Origin of the sequence: Nocardiopsis sp. NPDC006198 (genome assembly GCF_040613895.1) — a bacterium.
GTDB classification, from domain to species: Bacteria; Actinomycetota; Actinomycetes; order Streptosporangiales; family Streptosporangiaceae; genus Nocardiopsis; species Nocardiopsis tropica.
In genome coordinates this window covers 23,112-38,661 of sequence record NZ_JBEXSY010000063.1, presented here as the reverse complement: position 1 = coordinate 38,661, position 15,550 = coordinate 23,112, and the positions used below count along the sequence as shown (strand labels likewise).

General features: G+C 73.1%; 13 protein-coding genes. 10 read left to right on the top strand and 3 right to left on the bottom strand.

Annotated features, from left to right (window positions below):
* Window positions 1–156 precede the first annotated feature (156 nt).
* From ABZ234_RS28325 to dapB, 6 genes are all read left to right on the top strand, one after another.
* Window positions 157–1,071: an arylamine N-acetyltransferase gene (locus ABZ234_RS28325; protein ID WP_355014058.1), complete on the top strand. Its 915-nt coding sequence runs from the start codon at window positions 157–159 to the stop codon at window positions 1,069–1,071.
* Window positions 1,072–1,281: 210 nt separating this feature from the next.
* Window positions 1,282–2,577, top strand: coding sequence for an ergothioneine biosynthesis glutamate--cysteine ligase EgtA (egtA, locus tag ABZ234_RS28320; protein ID WP_355014057.1), 1,296 nt, complete (start codon window positions 1,282–1,284; stop codon window positions 2,575–2,577).
* The gene (gene egtB / locus ABZ234_RS28315) at window positions 2,574–3,920 is read left to right on the top strand and encodes an ergothioneine biosynthesis protein EgtB (RefSeq protein WP_344185375.1); all 1,347 of its coding nucleotides are present in this window, start codon (window positions 2,574–2,576) and stop codon (window positions 3,918–3,920) included. The genes egtA and egtB overlap by 4 nt, the downstream gene beginning before the upstream one ends.
* Window positions 3,920–4,729, top strand: coding sequence for a class II glutamine amidotransferase (locus tag ABZ234_RS28310; protein ID WP_355014056.1), 810 nt, complete (start codon window positions 3,920–3,922; stop codon window positions 4,727–4,729). The genes egtB and ABZ234_RS28310 overlap by 1 nt, the downstream gene beginning before the upstream one ends.
* 68 nt (window positions 4,730–4,797) lie before the next feature.
* Complete coding sequence (gene egtD, locus ABZ234_RS28305; RefSeq protein ID WP_355014055.1) at window positions 4,798–5,772, top strand: L-histidine N(alpha)-methyltransferase; 975 nt, start codon at window positions 4,798–4,800, stop codon at window positions 5,770–5,772.
* Between the two features lie 123 nt (window positions 5,773–5,895).
* Window positions 5,896–6,639: a 4-hydroxy-tetrahydrodipicolinate reductase gene (gene dapB, locus ABZ234_RS28300; RefSeq protein ID WP_267946042.1), complete on the top strand. Its 744-nt coding sequence runs from the start codon at window positions 5,896–5,898 to the stop codon at window positions 6,637–6,639.
* A gap of 78 nt (window positions 6,640–6,717) precedes the next feature.
* Here dapB and ABZ234_RS28295 read toward each other — a convergent pair whose 3' ends face one another.
* From ABZ234_RS28295 to ABZ234_RS28285, 3 genes are all read right to left on the bottom strand, one after another.
* Window positions 6,718–7,407, bottom strand: a complete 690-nt coding sequence (locus tag ABZ234_RS28295) for a class I SAM-dependent methyltransferase (RefSeq protein WP_267946041.1) — start codon at window positions 7,405–7,407, stop codon at window positions 6,718–6,720.
* A 292-nt stretch (window positions 7,408–7,699) separates the two neighbouring features.
* On the bottom strand, window positions 7,700–8,572 hold the full coding sequence (locus ABZ234_RS28290) for a 1,4-dihydroxy-2-naphthoate polyprenyltransferase (RefSeq protein ID WP_355014054.1): 873 nt from the start codon (window positions 8,570–8,572) through the stop codon (window positions 7,700–7,702).
* A gap of 129 nt (window positions 8,573–8,701) precedes the next feature.
* Complete coding sequence (locus ABZ234_RS28285; RefSeq protein WP_355014053.1) at window positions 8,702–9,256, bottom strand: GNAT family N-acetyltransferase; 555 nt, start codon at window positions 9,254–9,256, stop codon at window positions 8,702–8,704.
* 87 nt (window positions 9,257–9,343) lie between these two features.
* Between ABZ234_RS28285 and ABZ234_RS28280 the strand changes: the two genes are divergently transcribed.
* The 4 genes from ABZ234_RS28280 (at window position 9,344) to ABZ234_RS28265 (ending at window position 15,475) form a co-directional block, all read left to right on the top strand.
* On the top strand, window positions 9,344–9,724 hold the full coding sequence (locus tag ABZ234_RS28280) for a phage holin family protein (protein ID WP_267946038.1): 381 nt from the start codon (window positions 9,344–9,346) through the stop codon (window positions 9,722–9,724).
* Between the two features lie 367 nt (window positions 9,725–10,091).
* Entirely contained in the window at window positions 10,092–11,063 is a 972-nt protein-coding gene (dapA, locus tag ABZ234_RS28275; protein WP_267946037.1) for a 4-hydroxy-tetrahydrodipicolinate synthase, read from the top strand.
* Window positions 11,060–12,745, top strand: a complete 1,686-nt coding sequence (locus ABZ234_RS28270) for a ribonuclease J (RefSeq protein WP_267946036.1) — start codon at window positions 11,060–11,062, stop codon at window positions 12,743–12,745. Before dapA ends, ABZ234_RS28270 begins: the two co-directional genes overlap by 4 nt.
* A gap of 243 nt (window positions 12,746–12,988) precedes the next feature.
* Window positions 12,989–15,475, top strand: coding sequence for a DNA translocase FtsK (locus tag ABZ234_RS28265; RefSeq protein ID WP_355014052.1), 2,487 nt, complete (start codon window positions 12,989–12,991; stop codon window positions 15,473–15,475).
* The last annotated feature ends 75 nt before the right edge of the window (window positions 15,476–15,550 follow it).

Below are 15,550 nucleotides of genomic sequence, written 5' to 3'. Positions count from 1 at the left end.
ACCGACTGCGCGGCCTCCTGCGCCGCCTCGACGACTCCGGGCCCGGGACCCCTGCCGGGCACTCCCCGGGGCGGGTGGGCGGCGCCCGGCGGCCCGGGGACGTGTGCCGGCGTCCCGCCGCGGAATGGCCGCACCCGTCCGACGGTTGGCCGGGGCATGGCAGACGACACCTCCCGCGACCGCGCCGGGGTGCCCCCGGCGCCCCGCCCCGCGCGCCTCTTCACCGACCGGGACCTCTGGCACGGGGGCGAGGTCGACCTGGACGCCTACCGGGCCCGGGTGGGCCTGGTGGGCGCCCTGCCGCCCACCCGTGACACGCTGCGGGCCGTGCAGCGGGCCCACCTGGCCGCCATCCCCTTCGAGAACCTCCGGCCGCTCACGGGGGAGCCGGTGCGGCTGGACGTGCCCGCCCTCGTGGACAGGATGGTCCGCGCCCGGCGGGGCGGCTACTGCTACGAGCAGAACCTGCTCCTGGCCGCCGTGCTGGACCGGCTCGGGTTCGCCGTCACCGGGCTCGCGGCCCGGGTGGTGTCAGGCCGGCCGGGGCGTCCCCGCCCGTCCACGCACTGCCTGCTGCGGGTGGACCTGGAGGGGCGCCCGTGGCTGGTGGACGCCGGCTTCGGCGGTGGCGGGCCGCTGGAGCCCCTGCCGCTGGCCGACGGCCACCAGGAGGTCCAGGGCGGCTGGGGCCTGCGCCTGGACCGGGTCTCGGAGCTCGGCGGCGACGAGTGGCTGCTGCGCTCGTTCGACGGCCGTGCCTGGCGTCCGCTGTACGTCCTCACGACCGCCGCGATGGCGCCCCAGGACTACGAGATCTTCAGCCACCACCTCTCCAGCCATCCCCGTTCGCCCTTCCTGACACGGTTGACGGTGCAGCGGATCGGGCCGGGCGTCCAGCACGTGCTCACGGACACCACTCTCACCACTCTGGCCCCGGACGGAACGCGTGAGGAGCAGCGGGTGCCTGTGAGGGAGGTGGGGCGTGTGTTGCACGAGGTGTTCGGTATCGAACTGCACGCGAAGGAGCGGGAGGCGGTCGAGGCCCGGGTCGAGGAGTTCACCGGAGTGTGACGGTGGTCACTTTCCTCGGGGGCTGCCCTCCTCCGTCCGCCCCCACCGTCGAATCCACCTGGCGTGTCGTCGGGGCGAACCTGGGCGAAGGGTGCTTGTGGCGACACGTCCTGTGATTTCTGGTCACCGCAGACGTTCGGCGCGCCGGGCCCCTGGGCAGGACCCTGGGGTGTCACACCCCGGAGGGGTGTCGTTCCGAGGGAGCCTCGCATGGCGCACCACATGACCACGGAAGACGTTCACGAGTACATCAACGGGGTCTGTTTCAAGACCGGCCCTCCAGGCAAGGTCGGGACCGAGACCGAGTGGCTGGTCGCGGACTCCGCGCACCCGACCGCACCCGTCGCCGTCGACCGCCTCGCGGCGCTGCTGGAGGCCGGCGGGCCCCCGCCCGCGGGAAGCGCGGTCACCTTCGAGCCCGGCGGGCAGATCGAGCTCAGCTCTCCCGTGCTGCCGGGCCCGGCCCGGGCGCACGAGGCCCTGGCCGCCGACCTGGACCACGTCTCCAAGGTCCTCGCGGGCGGCGGGCTCCACCTGGTCGAGACCGCGCTCGACCCGCTCCGACCGCCCGTACGCCAGCTGCGGCTGCCCCGCTACACGGCCATGGAGCGGTTCTTCGCCGGCCGCCGCCAGCCCAGCGGCCACACCATGATGTGCAGCACCGCCTCCCTCCAGGTGTGCCTGGACACGGGGGCCGACCGCGCCGACGGACGTGCCCGCTGGGAGCTCGTCCACCGGCTCGGGCCGGTCCTCGTCGCCGCGTTCGCCAACTCCGCCGTCTGGCGGGGCCGCCCCACCGGGTGGAAGTCCACCCGGTGGGCGATCTGGGCGGCCACCGACGCCGGCCGCACACGCCCCGTCCTGGACACCGGCAGCCACCCCGACCCGGCCACCGCGTGGACGGACTACGCCCTCGCCGCCGACGTCATGGCGGTCCCCGAGATCCCCGGCGGCGGCGGGACCTGGACCCCGGATCCCGGCATCACCCTGGCCGAGTGGGTCGGGGGCCGGGGCCCCCGCCCCCTCACCCCCGCCGACGTGGAGTTCCACCTCAGCACCCTCTTCCCGCCCGTACGCCCGCGCGGCTGGTGGGAGCTGCGCATGATCGACGCGGTCCCCCGCCGCTGGTGGCCCGTCCCCATGGCGCTCTGCGCCGCCCTCGTCGACGACCCCCGCGCCCGCGCCGTGGCCGAGGAGGCCACGGAGAAGCTCTGCCGCGGTCCCTTCCCCGACCGCCGCCTGTGGATGCGCTCCGCCCGGCTCGGCCCCGGCGACCCCGCCGTCGCCGAGTGCGCCCGCTCCTGCTTCGACGCGGCCGTCGAAGCCCTGCCCCGCATGGGCGCCGCCGGGCTCTCCTCCCTCGTCGACGACTACGCCGACCGCCACGTCCGGCGCGGGCTGTGCCCCGCCGACGCGCGGCCGAGCGTTCCCGCCCCGCGCCCGGGGCGCGTCGGTACCCGGGCGGGACGGACAGGGACCCACCGACACAGCGGAGGAGCACGGTGAACCACGAACAGGAACGCGCCAAGGAGCGCATCGCCACCGAACTCGAACGGAGCCGGCGGCGCAGCAACGGGCTCACGATCGACGCCCTCGACGACGAGGGCCTGCTCGCCCAGCACTCGCCCCTCATGTCGCCGCTCGTCTGGGACCTGGCGCACATCGGCAACTACGAGGAGCAGTGGCTGCTGCGGGCCGCCGGGGGACGCGAGGCGCTGCGTCCCGACATCGACGGCCTCTACGACGCCTTCGAGAACCCGCGCGCCGACCGCGTCACCCTGCCGCTCCTGCGGCCCGAGGAGGCACGCGAGTACAACGACCGGGTCCGCAAGGAGGTGCTCGACGCCCTCGACTCCGCCGACCTCGGGATCCCGGAGCAGCGCGGGGAGCCCGACGGGCGGCGGTCGCTGCTCGGCGCCGGGTTCGTCTTCCACATGGTGATCCAGCACGAGCACCAGCACGACGAGACCATGCTCGCCACCCACCAGCTCCGCGAGGGCGTCCCCGTCCTGTTGGAGGACACCGGCGCCGTCGCGGCCCTGCGCCCGCCCGTGGAGGAGGAGGTGTACGTCCCCGGCGGCCCGTTCACGATGGGCGCCGACGACGACCCCTGGGCCTACGACAACGAGCGCCCCTCCCGCGAGGTCGTCCTCGACCCCTACTGGATCGACACCAGGCCCGTCACCAACGCCGCCTACCAGCGGTTCATGGAGGACGGCGGCTACCGGGACCACCGCTGGTGGACCCTGGAGGGCTGGGAGTGGCGGGAGAGGACCGGCGCGGCCGCCCCCGCCTTCTGGAGCCCCGAGGGCGACGGGTGGTCCCGCCGCAGGTTCGGCCGCCAGGAGATGGTGCCGTCCGAGGAACCCGTGCAGCACGTCAACTTCCACGAGGCCTCCGCGTACGCCGCGTGGGCGGGCAAGCGCCTGCCCAGCGAGGCGGAGTGGGAGAAGGCCGCCAGGTTCGACCCCGCGACCGGCCTGTCCCGCCGGTACCCGTGGGGCGACGAGGAGCCCCGGCCCCGGCACGCCAACCTGGGCCAGCGCAAGCTGGGGCCCTCCCCGGCGGGGCGCCACCCCGACGGCGCGTCGCCGCTGGGGGTGCAGCAGCTGATCGGCGACGTGTGGGAGTGGACCTCCACCACCTTCACGGGCTACCCGGGGTTCCGCGCCTTCCCGTACCGCGAGTACTCGGAGGTGTTCTTCGACCAGGGCTACAAGGTGCTGCGGGGCGGCTCCTGGGCCACCCATCCCACGGCCGTCCGCTCCACCTTCCGCAACTGGGACCACGCGATCCGCCGGCAGATCTTCAGCGGCTTCCGCTGCGCACGGGACGGGGAACCCGCCTGATGTGCCGTCACCTCGCCTACCTGGGGCCGCCGCGTACGCTGCACGAGCTGCTGTACGCGGCGCCCCACTCGCTGCACGTCCAGTCGTGGGCGCCGCGCATGCAGCGGCACGGCACCGTCAACGCCGACGGCTTCGGTGTCGGCTGGTACCCGCCGCACGGGACGCCGGGGACCGCCGCGCCCGCGGACCCGGCGGCGCCCCCGGACCCGTCGGCGCCCGGCCTGCCGCAGGCCGGCCCCCCGGGGCCGCTGCGCTACCGCCGGGCCATGCCCATCTGGAGCGACTCGTCCTTCGCCGACGCGGCGCGCGCCATCACCTCCGGGTGCGTGGTGGCCGCGGTCCGCGACGCCACCGTCGGGTTCGGATCCGAGGAGTCGGGCGCGCAGCCCTTCCGGGCCGACCGGCTGCTGTTCAGCCACAACGGCGCGGTCAAGGACGACGAGGCGCTCGCGGCGGCCTTCGTCCCGCCCCCGGGCGTGCTGGACGCGCGCTCCCCGGTGGACTCCGCCCCCCTGTTCGCCCACACCGTGCGGCTGTGGCGGGCCTCCGGCGACCTCGCCGGGGCACTGGCGGGCGTGGTCCGCCACGCCCGCGAGCACTCCGACGGCCGCTACAACCTGCTGGCCGCCGACGGGGAGAGCATCGTCGCCACCGCCGCCGGGGACACCCTCTTCACCCTCAGGGAGCCCGGGGGAGGGGTCTTCCTGGCCTCGGAGCCCTTCGACGACGCGCGCGGCTGGCGCGAGGTGCCCGAGGGCTCCGTCGCCGTCGCGACGCGGGAGCGCACCGGGATCCACCCGATCACCTGACGGCCGGGGCGCCGCCCCCGCGGCACCGGCACGCCCACGGGCACCCACCAAGGGACACAGGAGGCACCATGTTCCGGATCGACCGAAACCTGACCGCCGACGACCTCGACAAGGCCCTGCGCAGCGACGTCGCCGCCGGGCTCACCGCAGTGCCCAAGCAGCTCCCGCCCAAGTGGTTCTACGACGAACGCGGCAGCGCCCTGTTCGAGGAGATCACCGGGCTGCCCGAGTACTACCCCACCCGCGCGGAGCGGAGCATCCTGGAGGTCCGGTCCGACGAGATCGCCGCCGCGGCCGACGCGGAGACGCTGATCGAGCTCGGCTCCGGATCGGGGGTCAAGACCCGGCTCCTCCTCGACGCCATGCTCCGCCACGGCCGCCTCACCGGCTTCGTCCCCGTGGACGTCAGCGGCGACTTCCTCGCCGCCTCCGCGCGCGGCGTCGTCGACGACTACCCCGGGCTCGACGTCCACGGCGTCGTCGGCGACTTCGAGGAGCACCTCGGGCTCCTCCCGGTCGGCGAGAACGGCGGACGCCGGCTCCTGGCCGTCCTGGGCTCCACCATCGGCAACCAGGAGCCGGGGCCGCGCGCCGTCTTCCTCCGCGACATCCGCGCCGTGCTCGACGCCGGGGACTCGCTCCTGCTCGGCGTGGACCTGGTCAAGGACCCGGCCCGCCTGGTCGCGGCCTACGACGACGCCCAGGGGGTCACCGCCGAGTTCAACCGCAACGTCCTCGGCGTCGTCAACCGCAGGCTCGGCGCCGACTTCGACCCCGCGGCCTTCGACCACATCGCCCGCTGGAACGCCGGGGAGGAGTGGATCGAGATGCGCCTGCGCGCCCGTTCCGCCCAGCACGTGCGGGTCGCCGACCTGGACCTGGAGGTCGGCTTCGCCCCGGGGGAGGAGATGCGCACCGAGGTCTCCGCCAAGTTCCGCCGCGAAGGGCTGGCCGCCGAACTCGGCGCCGCCGGGTTCGAGCCCTCCCACTGGTGGACCGACCCCGCCGGGGACTTCGCGCTCACCCTCGCCGCCGCGCGCTGACCGCGCCCGCCCGAGGAGGCCGACCGCGCGCCCGCTCCGCCGGCGGCGGATCACCGCACGTCGGCCGCCTCCGGGCGGGCGGCGCCACACCGGGGCCGTCCGCGACTCCGGTACGCTCGTGGCGTGTTCAAGGTAGGAGTTTTCGGCGCCGATGGGCGTATGGGGTCAGAGGTCGTCCGCGCGGTTCAGGCCGCCGACGGCATGGAACTCGTGGCGGGCGTGGACAGCGCCGACGACCGGAGCGCGGTGCTGGGCGCCGACTGCGTCGTCGACTTCACCCACCCCGACGCGGTGATGGACAACCTGGAGTGGCTCATCGGCCACGGGATCCACGCCGTCGTCGGGACCAGCGGCTTCGACGAGGCCAGGCTGGAGCGGGTGCGCGCCATGCAGGCCGCCGCGCCCGGGGCGAAGGTGCTGATCGCCCCGAACTTCGGCATCGCCGCCGTGCTGATGATGCACTTCGCGCGCAAGGCCGCGCCGTACTTCGAGTCCACCGAGATCATCGAGCTGCACCACCCCAACAAGGCCGACGCCCCCAGCGGCACCGCCTACCGGACCGCGGAGCTCGTCGCCGAGGCGCGCCGGGAGGCCGGGGCCGCGCCGATGCCCGACGCCACGACGTCGGAGATCCCCGGCGCCCGCGGCGCCGACGTGGACGGGGTCCGCGTGCACGCCCTGCGCATCACCGGGCTCATCGCCCACCAGGAGGTCGTGTTCGGCACCGACGGGGAGACCCTGAAGATCCGGCACGACTCGATGAACCGCACCTCGTTCATGCCCGGGGTGCTCCTGGGGGTCCGCGGTGTCGCCGGTCTCGCCGACCCGCTCACGGTGGGCCTGGACGCCCTCCTGGACCTCGACTAGACGCGCTCCGGCGAGGGGGAGGCGACCGACCGGGCGCCTCCCCCTCGCCGTGCCCGGGGTCCGGGAGGCGCCCGCCGCTCAGGCGCCCCGGCGGCAGGTGAGGAAGACCTGGGTCTCGGGGTGCGCGCCGGAGTCCTCCGGCTCGTAGGAGACGACCCGCTCGTCCTCGACGAGCAGCCCCGCCTCCCGCACCACCCGGCGCAGCTCCTCGCGCGGATAGCCCGACACGCGGACGTCCGAGCCGAGGAAGGGGATCGGCGCGTCGTCCATGTCGGCCTCCACCATGGCCAGGCACAGCAGGCCCTCCGGGACCAGCGACGCCCGGATCCGGCTGAGCGCCTCGGGGATGCGCGCCTTGGGCAGGCACAGCAGGGAGAAGAACGCCACGATGGCGTCGTAGGAGGACTCGACCGGCTTCAGGTCGAGGATGTCGGCCTGGACGAAGGTCGCCTGGGGCACGTTGCGGCGCGCGATCTCGATCATCCGCCCGGAGATCTCGTAGCCGGTGACACGGACGCCCGCGGAGGCGAACTGGCGGGCGGTCGGCAGCCCGGTGCCCGAGCCCAGGTCGAGCACGTGTGCTCCGGGCGGCAGCAGGTCCAGCAACCGCCGGACCCGCTCCTCCTGCCCCTCTTTACGCGGAAAGGCCTCGTCGTAGCGTTCTCCGATCGTGTCGAACGCGGCGGCCTGCTGGGCCGAGCGCTCCGCCCACGCTTCCGGGTCCGGAGCGAGGTCGAGGGGGTCGGGGGCGGTGTTCTCGCTGGGCACGGTGTCGTCTTCTCCCTACCGTGGCTGAACGCGTGTCTGGGGGACCGGCCCGCATACTAGTCCCACGGGGGCGCGCACCGGGGCCCGGACCGTGTCCTCGCAGGCCGGACGGAGTGTCCCGGCCACAGCCGGGCCCGGACGCCGGGCCCCGCGCGGGCCGGACGGGGGAGGGCGCGACCCCCGCGAGGACCGCGTCCGGCCGCGGAACGGGCCGGGGCGGGCCGTCGACGGCGGGCACCGCCCGGAACGGCTCCCCCACACACCTCTCGGACGGGGACCGCGGCGCCGTTCCCTAGCCCAGGGCGAGGGCGGCCGAGAACAGGACGCCGAACGCCATCTGCAGCCTGCCCGTCTCGCCCAGGCCCAGGACCAGGTCGCGCCCCGTCTGTCCGCCCAGCACACGCCTCAGCGGCGGCACCGCCAGCGGCGCCGTCAGCAGCACGAGCGGGGTCCACCAGAACACCGGGGTCAGCACCAGCGCGACCGCGTAGGAGGCGCCGATCGCGCCCGCGAACAGCCGCCGCGTACCCGCGTCGCCGAGCCGGACCGCGAGGGTGACCTTCCCGGTCTCCCGGTCCGTCGGGATGTCCCGCAGGTTGTTGATGACCAGCACGGAGCAGGACAGCAGGCCGACCGGGACGGAGGCCACCCAGGCCTGCCACGGCGCCGAGCCCAGCTGCACGAACACCGTGCCCACCACGGCCACCACGCCGAAGAAGACGAACACCGACACCTCGCCCAGGCCCCGGTAGCCGTACGGCGCGCGGCCGCCGGTGTAGTACCAGGCCGCGGCGATCGCCAGGGCGCCCACCAGGAGCAGCCACCACGACGACGTCGCCACCAGCACCAGGCCGACGGCGCCCGCGAACGCGAAGCTCCCCAGGGCGGCGGCGAGCACGTGCCCCGGCTCCGCCAGGCCCGACGCCGTCAGGCGGGTCGGACCGGTGCGCTCCTCGGTGTCGGTGCCCTTCACGCCGTCGCTGTAGTCGTTGGCGAAGTTCACCCCGACCTGGAGGGACATGGACACCACCAGGGCCAGCAGGGCCTTCCACCAGACGAACCCGTCCAGGGCGAGGGCCAGCGCCGTGCCGACCGCCACCGGGACGACCGAATTCGGAAGCGTACGGGGACGCAGCCCCGAGACCCATTCACTGACCGTGGCCACGCGGCGGTCCTCCACCCTCGACGACACTGCGCCGCACCTGGTGCGCAACGCAGACAACCACCCAACGGTAGTCCCTGTCCGCGGCTGTCCCCAACCGGCCGCGGCCCCGGACCGGAGGCGGGGGCGTCCCTACGCGGAGATCGCCGCGTGCAGGCGCACCATCGGCAGCGGCGAACCCAGGTCGATCTCCCGGCGGGCGCCGTCGGCGCGCCACCCCGACGCCTCGAAGAACGCGCGCAGCGCGTTGTCGGCCTCCGGCACCCACACGTGCACCGTGCCGAAGCCGTCGTCCACCAGGTGGTCCACACAGGCGTTGACGAGGCGGCTGCCGTGCCCCTCCCGGGCCCGTTCCGGGTCCACGTGCAGCGCGAACACCTCCGCGTCCGTGGCCGGCCACAGGTCCGGGTCGCCCGCGGGGCCGAACGCGGCGAACCCCGTCACGGTCCGCACCCCCCCGACCTCGTCGGTGGCCACCACCAGCCGGTGCCGGGAGGTCGGCGGGGACTCCAGGGCGGCCGTCCACTGCTCGTGGAACTGCCTCCGGGCGTCGGCGCCGCCGATCTCGGCGACCACCGCGTCGGGCAGCAGAGCCCCGTACACCGCCCGCCACGAGGCCACCTGGACGTCCACGACGGTGTCCACGTCGGTGGCGCGGGCGGGGCGGACGAACTGGGCGCTGGACACGATGGGGCCTCCTGGGGAGCGTGCCGCGGCAAGATCACCTACGCCGGAGTTTCCGGACCTTGCCTCGGCATGGGAACATCTACAGTTGTGAGCCTCATTATCAGAGTTATCGTGAACGCGCTCGCCCTTTGGGCGGCTGTCTTCCTGATCGACGGGATCGACGTCACAGCCCAGACCACCGCTGGTCAGATCGGCGTCTACCTCGCCGTCGGCGCCATCTTCGGTGTGGTCAACGCGATCATCAAACCGATCGTCAAGGCCGTCGGGTGCCTGTTCTACGCGCTGACCCTCGGGCTGATCGGCCTGGTGGTGAACGCGCTGCTGCTCATGCTCACGAACTGGATCGCGAGCCTGTTCACCCTCCCGTTCCACATCGAGGGGTTCTGGCCCGCGTTCTGGGGTGCGATCGTCGTCACCATCGTCAGCTGGCTTCTGAGCATGTTCCTTCCGGACGGACAGGACGACTGAGACCGGGGCGGACACCGCCCGACCAACCCCCTTCCGCGACCCTGACCTGCGCGCGGATCCCGGGCCCGGCCGGATGGCACGGGTCCGGGACGGGTAGGTTCACATGAGCCGGTCCGTCAACCTCGACCCACGAGGACGGCGGCCGAGCAGGGCACGACCCCGCGCCCGACCCAAGACGGGGCACCACAGGAACTTTCCCGCGACCGGATCGCGTACCGCCGGTCGCGGTGGCGGACACGCAGCGCCGCACATCCGTGCACGCGTCATGTGCACGGGACACATCCAGCTGTCGACGCACACCGAGAGGAGGAGGGGCACCTTCGGACCCACCGCCCAGCGGCGGCGGTCCGGAGGCCTTTCACACACGATGACGGACACCAAGAACCGCCCGTTCGGCAAGATGCTGACCGCGATGGTCACGCCCATGCTCGACGACGGCGAACTCGACTACGAGGGCGCGGCCAGACTGGCCACGTACCTCGTCGACGAGCAGAACAACGACGGCCTCATCATCAGCGGCACCACGGGTGAGTCGCCGACCACCAGTGACGACGAGAAGGACCGCCTGCTCAGGGCGGTCCTGGAGGCGGTCGGCGACCGCGCCAGGGTCATCGCCGGGGTCGGGACCAACGACACCCGCCACAGCGTGAGGCTCGCCAAGGCCGCGGAGAAGGCGGGCGCGCACGGTCTGCTGACCGTGACGCCCTACTACAACAAGCCGCCTCAGGAAGGCCTGATCAGGCACTTCACCGAGATCGCGGACACCACCGAGCTGCCGGTCATGCTCTACGACATCCCGCACCGCACCGGCACGCCGATCGCGTCGGAGACCCTCGTCCGCCTGGCCGAGCACCCCCGCATCGTCGCGAACAAGGACGCCAAGGACAACATCGGCGCCAGCTCCTGGGTGATGGAGCGGACCGACCTGGCCTTCTACTGCGGCACCGACATCCTCAACCTGCCGCTGCTGTCCGTCGGCGCGGCCGGTTTCGTCAGCGTGGTCGGCCACATCGTCGGCTCCGACCTGCGCGAGATGATCGACGCCTTCGAGAAGGGCGAGGTCGGGCAGGCGCTGGCCATCCACCGCCGCCTCACCCCGGTCTACACCGGTATGTTCCGCACCCAGGGCGTCATCACGACCAAGGCCATCCTGAACCAGTTCGGGCTGCCCTCCGGTCCCGTGCGCACCCCGCTCACCGACGCGTCGGTCGAGCTCCAGGCCCTGCTGCGCGAAGACCTTGCCGCCGCCGGCGTCAAGGGCCCCATCGGACTGGCCCCGCACCAGGCCGTCCCCGCCAGCGCCGTGCGCGTCGAGCGCCTCACGGAGGGATCTGTATGAGCCACCCGCACCCCGAACTGACCTCGCCCCCGCCCCTGGGCAAGGGCGCGCTGCGCGTCGTCGCCCTGGGCGGCCTCGGCGAGATCGGCCGCAACATGACGGTCTTCGAGTACGACGGCCGCCTGCTCGTCGTCGACTGCGGCGTGCTCTTCCCCGAGGAGGAGCAGCCCGGCGTCGACCTGATCCTGCCGGACTTCGACTACATCCGGGACCGGCTCGACGACATCGAGGCGGTCGTGCTCACCCACGGGCACGAGGACCACATCGGCGGTATCCCGTTCCTGCTGCGCGAGCGGGCCGACATCCCGATCGTCGGCTCCCGCCTGACCCTGGCGCTGATCACCGCCAAGCTGGGCGAGCACCGCATCAAGCCGGAGACCCTCCAGGTGGAGGAGGGCGAGCGGCACGAGTTCGGCGCCTTCGACCTGGAGTTCTTCGCGGTCAACCACTCCATCCCGGACGCGCTGGCCGTCGGCATCCGCACCCCCGGCGGGTCGGTGCTGCACACCGGTGACTTCAAGATGGACCAGCTGCCGCTGGACGGCCGCCTCACCGACCTGGCCGGGTTCGCCCGGTTCGGCGACGAGGGCGTGGACCTGCTGCTGTCGGACTCCACCAACGCCGAGCAGCCCGGGTTCATCGTCAACGAGCGCAACCTGTCCGAGGCCATCGACAAGGTGTTCCGGCAGGCCGAGAAGCGCATCGTGGTGGCCTGCTTCGCCTCGCACGTGCACCGCGTCCAGCAGGTCATCGACGCCGCGTCCAAGCACGGCCGCAAGATCGCGTTCGTGGGCCGCTCGATGGTCCGCAACATGAACATCGCGCGCGACCTGGGCTACCTGAGCATCCCCGGCGACACGATCATCGACGTCAAGCAGCTCGACCAGATGCGGCCGGACGAGGCCGTGCTGATCTGCACGGGCTCGCAGGGCGAGCCCATGTCGGCGCTGAGCCGGATGGCCAACCGCGACCACCAGATCCGGATCGAGCAGGACGACACCGTCCTGCTCGCCTCCTCGCTGATCCCCGGCAACGAGAACTCCGTCAACCGGGTGATCAACGGCCTGACCCGCTGGGGCGCCAAGGTCGTGCACAAGGGCAACGCCCTCGTGCACGTGTCCGGGCACGCGTCCGCCGGTGAGCTGCTGTACGTGCTCAACATGGTGCGTCCGCGCAACTTCATGCCGGTGCACGGCGAGTGGCGGCACATGCGCGCCCACGCCGACCTGGCCAAGCTCACGGGCGTCCCCTCGGACCGGATCATCATCGCCGAGGACGGCGTGGTGGTGGACCTGTACAAGAACCGGGCCAAGATCGTGGGCGCGGTCCAGGCCGGGTACGTGTACGTGGACGGAGCCTCGGTCGGCGACGTCACCGACGCCTCGCTCAAGGACCGCCGCATCCTCGGCGAGGAGGGGTTCATCTCCGTCGTCGTCGCGGTGGACTCCGGGACCGGCAAGATCCTCGGGGAGCCCGAGATCCACACCCGGGGCGCGGGCATCGGCGCCGCCGCCTTCGACGACGTCATCGACAAGATCCAGGACTCCCTGGACAAGGCGGCCCGGGACGGGGTCAACGACCCGCACCAGCTGCGGCAGCTCATCCGCCGCAACACGGGCCGCTGGGTCAACGACACGTACCGTCGTCGTCCCATGATCATCCCTGTCCTGGTCGAGGTCTGACCGACCGGTCCGGGGGGCGCCCCCGGACCTGGGCACGGGAACGGCCCGAGGCGCGCGCCTCGGGCCGTTCCCGTGGGCCGGGCGGCCCACGGGGGCACCGCGGGCGGGGCGCCGCCGGCCGATTCGGGCGACACGCCGTCCCGGTACGGGCCAAGGGGGTGGACGCTTCAGTAGGCTGCCCGCCGTGACGGGCCGTTCTGCCCGGCCGTCCGACCGACCCCGTCCCCCGTGGAGGTGACCCCGATGGCCACGCGTGCCTCCTCCGGTGGTTCCGGACGCAAGAAGCCCGCCGCCCGCAAGCCCGCGCCGAAGAAGCGCATGCCGGACGGGCCCATCGCCTTCGCCTTCACCATGTTCGGCCAGTTCCTGCTCGTGCTGTGGAAACTGGTCGCGCACACCGTGGGCGGCGCCGCGCGCGCCGTCGGCCGCAGCGCGCGCGACCTCGACCCCGACCTGCGCCGCGACGGCATCGGCCTGGTCCTGCTGGCCGCGGGCGTCCTCGTCGCCGCCGCCGTGTGGTGGCGGAGCGAGGGGCCGCTGCTGGAGTACACCCGCATGATCGTGGTCGGCGGCTTCGGCACGTTCTCGCCGATCCTGCCGCTGCTGTTCCTGCCGGTCTCGGTCAAGCTCATGCGCACCCCCGGCTCGGGCCGGGAGGGGGACGGCGGGCGGCTGTTCATCGGCACCGTCTCGATCATGCTGGGGCTGCTCGGGCTGATCCACATCGCCAACGGCCTCCCGGAGCCCTCCGACGGCCTGGAGGCTCTCCAGGAGTCGGGGGGGCTCATCGGCTTCGTCGCGGCGGGCCCCCTCAGCGCCGTCGTCACCCCGTGGCTGACCGGCGTCCTGCTCGCCCTCGTGCTGGTCTTCGGAGTCCTGGTGGTCACCGCCACCCCCATCCGGCGCGTCCCCGAACGCCTCCAGACGCTGTTCAACGCCCTCATGGAGCGGGACACCGGTCCCGACTCGGGCATCGGCATCCTCGGCGCGGACCCCGCGCCCAAGGCCGCTCGGCCCCGCAAGCGCAAGCCGAAGAAGGAGGCGGAGGCCGGGACGGTGGCGGGCGATCACGAGCGCCCCTACGACAGCCCGGTGGTGCCGGTGGAGCCCGTCGCCCCCGCCCTCACCGACGAGGAGGAGGCCGCCGCGGCGGCCGCGACCGCGACCGGGAAGAAGAGGCCCGGCCGCAAGAAGGTCGACGTCCCCGACCCCACGCCGCCCCCCGCCGTGACCGAGCAGCTGACCATCCCGTCCCGGGTGGTCGAGGGCGACTACGAGCTGCCGGCGCCGGGGATGCTCAAGCCGGGCAGCCCGGTCAAGCCCCGCACCAAGGCCAACGACGACGTGGTCGCCGCGCTGTCGGGGGTGCTGACCCAGTTCGGCATCGACGCCGAGGTCACCGGGTTCACGCGCGGCCCCACCGTCACCCGCTACGAGATCGAGCTGGGCCCGGCCGTCAAGGTCGAGAAGGTCACCGCGCTGGCCAAGAACATCTCCCTGGCGGTCAAGAGCGCCGACGTGCGGATCCAGTCGCCCATCCCCGGCAAGTCCGCGATCGGCATCGAGATCCCCAACACCGACAAGGACCTCGTCAGCCTCGGCGACGTCCTGGGCTCGACGGCCGCGACCTCCGACGACCACCCCATGCTGGTGGGCCTGGGCAAGGACGTCGAGGGCTCCAACGTGGTGGCCAACCTGGCCAAGATGCCGCACGTGCTGGTGGCCGGCGCGACCGGCGCCGGCAAGTCCACCTGCATCAACGGGCTGATCACCTCGCTGATGATGCGGGCGACCCCCGACGAGGTGCGGATGATCCTGGTCGACCCCAAGCGGGTCGAGCTGACCATGTACGAGGGCATCCCGCACCTGATCACGCCCATCATCACCAACCCCAAGCGGGCCGCGGAGGCCCTGCAGTGGGTGGTGGGGGAGATGGACCGCCGCTACGACGACCTGGCGGCCTCGGGGTACCGGCACGTGGACGACTTCAACGCCGCCGTGCGCGCCGGGCAGCTGACCGCCCCTCCGGGCAGCGAGCGCGTGTACGAGGCCTACCCGTACCTGCTGGTGATCGTGGACGAGCTGGCCGACCTGATGATGGTCGCCCCGCGCGACGTCGAGGACGCGGTCGTGCGCATCACGCAGCTGGCCCGTGCCGCCGGGATCCACCTGGTGCTCGCGACCCAGCGGCCCAGCGTCGACGTCGTCACCGGGCTGATCAAGGCCAACGTGCCCTCCCGGCTCGCCTTCGCCACCTCCAGCCTCGCCGACAGCCGCGTCATCCTCGACCAGCCCGGCGCCGAGAAGCTGGTGGGCAAGGGCGACTCCCTCTTCCTGCCGATGGGCGCGGGCAAGTCCATCCGCCTCCAGAACGCCTGGGTCAGCGAGAAGGAGATCCGGGCGATCGTCGAGCACTGCAAGAAGCAGTCCGAGCCCAGCTACCGCGAGGACGTCGCGGCCCCCGAGGGCAAGAAGAAGGAGATCGACGAGGACATCGGCGACGACCTCGACCTCCTCCTCCAGGCCGTCGAACTGGTGGTCACCACCCAGTTCGGGTCGACGTCCATGCTCCAGCGCAAACTGCGCGTCGGCTTCGCGAAGGCGGGCCGCCTGATGGACCTGATGGAGAGCCGCGACGTCGTGGGCCCCAGCGAGGGCTCCAAGGCGCGCGACGTCCTCGTCACGCCGGACGAGCTCCCGGGCGTTCTGACGGAGATCCGCGGGGGCTGAGCCGGCCCGCGGGCGGGGTGCCGGGTCTTCGCCGGAGCACGCTCCTGCCGCACGGAGGCGGTGACATTCTGTGCG

Coding starts and splice junctions, on each gene's coding strand:
- ABZ234_RS28325 (WP_355014058.1), top strand. CDS start 157: ATGGCAGACGACACCTCCCGCGACCGCGCCGGGGTGCCCCCGGCGCCC.
- egtA (WP_355014057.1), top strand. CDS start 1,282: ATGGCGCACCACATGACCACGGAAGACGTTCACGAGTACATCAACGGG.
- ABZ234_RS28310 (WP_355014056.1), top strand. CDS start 3,920: ATGTGCCGTCACCTCGCCTACCTGGGGCCGCCGCGTACGCTGCACGAG.
- egtD (WP_355014055.1), top strand. CDS start 4,798: ATGTTCCGGATCGACCGAAACCTGACCGCCGACGACCTCGACAAGGCC.
- dapA (WP_267946037.1), top strand. CDS start 10,092: ATGACGGACACCAAGAACCGCCCGTTCGGCAAGATGCTGACCGCGATG.
- ABZ234_RS28270 (WP_267946036.1), top strand. CDS start 11,060: ATGAGCCACCCGCACCCCGAACTGACCTCGCCCCCGCCCCTGGGCAAG.
- ABZ234_RS28265 (WP_355014052.1), top strand. CDS start 12,989: ATGGCCACGCGTGCCTCCTCCGGTGGTTCCGGACGCAAGAAGCCCGCC.